Origin of the sequence: Streptomyces phaeofaciens, from assembly GCF_014648915.1 — a bacterium.
GTDB lineage: Bacteria > Actinomycetota > Actinomycetes > Streptomycetales > Streptomycetaceae > Streptomyces > Streptomyces phaeofaciens.
Genome location: NZ_BMSA01000080.1, coordinates 1 through 4656, shown reverse-complemented (window position 1 = coordinate 4656; position 4656 = coordinate 1). Strand labels below are relative to the sequence as shown.

At 73.5% G+C, this 4656-nt stretch carries 2 protein-coding genes; both read right to left on the bottom strand.

Annotated features, from left to right (window positions below):
* Window positions 1-2167: type I polyketide synthase (locus IE275_RS45525; RefSeq protein WP_444545892.1), on the bottom strand; the 2167-nt coding region annotated here is incomplete at its 3' end.
* Between the two features lie 117 nt (window positions 2168-2284).
* Window positions 2285-4656: type I polyketide synthase (locus IE275_RS45520; protein ID WP_189718584.1), on the bottom strand; the 2372-nt coding region annotated here is incomplete at its 5' end.

Genomic DNA, 4656 nt, shown 5'->3' with positions numbered 1-4656 from the left:
CAGACGCCGCGACGGACAACATCCCACCCCGACCCGCCAGTTCACGCGCGATCACCTGACTGCGCAACGCGACCAGGCGCGCCCCGTCCTCCAACGACAACGCACCCGCCACACACGCCGCAGCGATCTCCCCCTGCGAATGACCCACCACAGCCGAAGGAACAACCCCAGCCGCACGCCACACCTCGGCAAGGGACACCATCACCGCCCACAACGCGGGCTGCACCACATCCACCCGCTCCAACGCACCCCCGTCCGCCGACTCTTGCAGGACGTCAAGGAGATCCCAGTCGACGAACGGGGCCAACGCCCGCGCACACGCCTCCACCGACTCGGCGAACACGGTTGAGGCGCCCAGGAGTTCGGCCGCCATCCCCACCCACTGCGCCCCCTGCCCGGGGAACACGAACACCACACCCGTGTCGGACTCGCCCTCGGTCTTCCCGCCTATCACCTGCGCGGAAGGCTCGCCCGAGGCGATCGCCTCCAGCCCGGCCAGGAAGCCCTCCCGGTCCCCCGCGACCACCACGGCCCGGTGCTCCAGGGCCGCCCGCCGGGTGGCCAGCGACCGGGCGACGGCGGCGACGGACTCGTCACCGGCTGCGACCGACGCACGCAGCCGTTCCGCCTGCGCCCGCAGCCCCGCCTCGGACCGCCCCGACAGCACCCACGGCACCGTGTCCGCACCCGTGAAGACCCCGGGCGGGGGCGGCTCCTCGGCCGTGGCGTCGAGGGCCGGCGGGCCCTCCACGATCACATGCGCGTTGGTCCCGCTCACGCCGAACGACGACACCGCCGCCCGCCGCGCCCGGTCGGTCTCGGGCCACACGGTGGTCTCGGTGACCAGCCGTACGGCACCGGAGGCCCAGTCCACATGCGGCGTCGGCTCGTCGGCGTGCAGCGTGGCCGGTACGACACCGTGCCGCATGGCCATCACGGTCTTGATCACCCCGGCCACACCGGCGGCGGCCTGGGTGTGACCGATGTTGGACTTCACCGACCCCAGCAGCACGGGCCGGTCCGCGGGACGGTCCTGCCCGTACGTCGCCAGCAACGCCCCCGCCTCGATCGGATCACCCAGCGAGGTCCCCGTACCGTGCGCCTCCACCACGTCCACCTCGGACGCCGTCAGCCCCGCACCCGCCAGCGCCTGCCGGATCACCCGCTCCTGCGCCGGACCGTTCGGCGCGGTCAGGCCGTTGGACGCGCCGTCCTGGTTGACGGCCGAACCACGGACGACCGCCAGCACCTGATGACCGTTGCGCAGGGCGTCGGACAGCCGCTCCACCAGCAGCAGCCCCACGCCCTCCGCCGCGCCCATGCCGTCGGCGTCGGCGGAGAACGCCTTGCAACGGCCGTCCCGGGACAGGCCCTGCTGCTTGCTGAACTCGGTGAAGAGGTCAGGGCCGGACATCACCGCAACCCCGCCGACCACGCCCAGGGAGCACTCGCCCTGGCGCAGCGACTGCACGGCCAGGTGCAGCGCCACCAGGGACGACGAGCACGCCGTGTCCACGGTGAGGGCGGGCCCGGTCAGCCCGAAGGTGTAGGCGATGCGCCCCGAGGCGACGCTCCCGGCGACGCCGGTCATGGCGTGGCCCTCAACCTCCTCCGGGATCGCGGGCAGCCGGCCGCCGTAGTCGTGGAAGCTGGCGCCGATGAAGACACCCGTCCGGCTGCCGCGCAGCGACTGCGGGTCGATGCCGGACCGCTCGAAGAGTTCCCAGGAGGTCTCCAGGAGCAGCCGCTGCTGCGGGTCCATCGCCAGGGCCTCACGCGGCGAGATCCCGAAGAAGCCGGCGTCGAACTCGCCCGCGTCGTGCAGGAAGCCGCCCTCGGCCGTGTACGAGGTGCCAGGCCGGCCGCCGTCCGGATCGACCAGCGACGCCAGGTCCCAGCCGCGGTCGGTGGGGAACCCGGAGATGCCCTCGCCGCCCGTCGACACCAGCTCCCACAGTGCCTCGGGCGACGCCACGCCGCCGGGGTAGCGGCAGCTCATCCCGACGATGGCCACCGGCTCGTCGGCGGCCGTCTCCACCACTCGCAGTCGCGCCCGCGTCTCCTGGAGTTCCGCGGTGACCCGCGTCAGGAAGTGACGGAGCTTCTTGACGTCGTCCATTACTTGCTCCATGCGATGAGTCGGCCGTTCGGGAAGAGGGCGCGCCACAACGGGGCGGCGGTATGGGGGGGGCAGGCGGTCGAAGGGGGTCAGGCGGTCGAAGGGGCCAGACGGTCGGGAGAGACGGAGGCCGGGAGGGACGGAAGCCGGGGAGGGACGCGCGCGTCAGGAGATCCCGAACTCCTTCTCGATGTAGGCGAACAGCTCGTCGTTGCTCGCGGCGTCGAGTTCCTCGTTCAGCCGCTCGGCGTCCACGGCGGTCTCGGTGTGCGGGTCGTCGGCGCCGGGCTTCCCCGGTTCCGGACCGGTCGCGAAGAGCCGTGCGCCGAGGTGGGCGACGAGGTCGTTCACCGTCGGGTGGTCGAAGATCACGGCGATGGGCAGTCGCAGTCCGGTCAGACCGTTCAGCCGGTTGCGCAGCTCCACGGCGGTGACGGAGTCCAGCCCGAGTTCGAGGAACTTGCGTCCGGTGCCCACGGATTCGGCCGAGTCGTGCCCGAGGACGGCGGCCACCTGCCCGCGTACGACGTCCAGGAGCCGCCGTCGGCGTTCACGCGGATCCGCGTCGGCCAGCCGGTCGCGGAGCGGGACGGCCGTTTCACCGGCGGCTTCGGCCCGACCCTCGGCGAGCGCCTGCCGGGCCTCGGGAATCTCGTCGAGCAGCCGGCTCGGTCGTACGGCGGTGTAGGCGTGCGTGAACCGCGCCCAGTCGAAGTCGGCGACGACAGCTGCCGGTTCGCCGCCCCCCAGCACGGCTTCCAGCGCGAGGATCGCCGACTCCGGTGGCAGCAACGGCAGTCCGTGCCGCAGCCGCAGCTCGGCCACCGCGTCACCGTCGGCCATCCCGCCCTGCGCCCAGGGCCCCCAGGCGACGGAGGTCGCGGTCAGCCCCCGCGCGTGGCGGTACCGGGCGAGCGCGTCCAGATAGGCGTTGGCCGGAGCGTAGTTGCCCTGCCCGCCCATGCCGACGCTGCCGGCCACGGAGGAGAACAGGACGAACGCGGACAGCTCCAGACCGCGCGTGAGTTCATGCAGCCGCCACGCGGCAGCCGCCTTCACCTTCAGTACGGCGTCCACCTGATGAGGCGTCAAGGATTCGACGGCCGCGTCGTCCAGTACGGCGGCCGTGTGGAACACCGCCGTCAGCGGATACTCGGCCGGGATCGACGCCAGAAGGCCGCTCAGCGCGTCGCCGTCCGCGAGGTCGCACGCGGCCACCGTCACCTTGGCCCCGGTCCGGGCCAGCTCGGCCGCCAGCCCGGCGGCGCCCGGGGCGGTGTCGCCGCGTCGGCCGACGAGCAGCAGGTGCTCGGCGCCCCGCTCCGCCAGCCGCCGGGCGAGTCGGCTCCCGAGCGCCCCGGTGCCGCCGGTGATCAGCACGGTTCCAGGGCCGGGCCGCCACTCGCCGCCCGGCTGGGCGACGTCGGGGCGGGCCCTGACGAGCCGGCGCCCGAGGGCACCGGTGTGACGCACCGCGATCTGGTCCTCGGGGGCACCGGCCGCGAGGACCGCGCACAGACGACGCACGACCGTCGCGTCCGGGTCCATGGGCAGATCGACCAACCCGCCCCACTGGGTGGGGAGTTCCTGCGCGGCGACGCGTCCCAGTCCCCACACCGACGCCTGGTGCGGGTGCATCAGGGGGTCCTGGTCGCCCACGGACACCGCGCCCTGGGTGACACACCACAGGGGGGCGGTGAGCCGCGCGGCCGCCATCCCCTGAATCAGTGACAGCGTGGCGTGGAGCCCGCCGTGGGCACCGGGCTCAACTCGCCCGCCGCGCTGGGCTTTCCGGCCTCGCCCGTCTCGCACGTCTCCCGGGACCTCCGGCGTCTCGTCGTCGGCGAGGGCGAGCAGCGAGACCACACCGGCCGGCGACGCCTGCGCGGCCAGCACCTCGGCCCACCGCCCCGGCTCGCCGGACGCCGACAGCGTCTCCACCACGGCCCCATGCCCCCGCAGACCCGCGACGACCGCCTCGTGCAGCGCACCGCCCGCCTGGTCCGCGTCGACGGCCACCAGCCAGGTGCCGGACAGACCGACCGGGCCGTCGCCGTCGGGCAGCGGGGTCCACTTCTCCCGGTACCGCCAGGAATCCGGCGCGGTCGCGCCGCCGCCCACCGAAGCGGCGGCCGCCAGCCAGTAGTGGTCGCGCTGGAAGGCGTACGTGGGAAGGTCGACCGGTGGCGCGGCGGGGAGCACGGTCGACCAGTCGGGAGCGACACCGTGCGCCCAGAGCTGGGCGAGCGACATCAGGAACTGCCGGCCACCACCCTCGCCCCGGCGCAGGGTCCCGACGGCACGCACCGGGGCGTCCATCGCGTAACCGGTCTCCTCGATCGCGCTGGTCAGCACGGGGTGCGCACTGACTTCGAGGAACAGGGTGTGGCCTTCACCGACCAGCACCTCGACGGTCTCGTGGAAACGGACCCGCTCACGCAGGTTGCGATACCAGTACTCCGCGTCCAGCGACTCACCCGGCACGGGAGCGGCCGTCACAGCCGAGTACATCGGGATCCGAGTGGAGCGCGGGACGA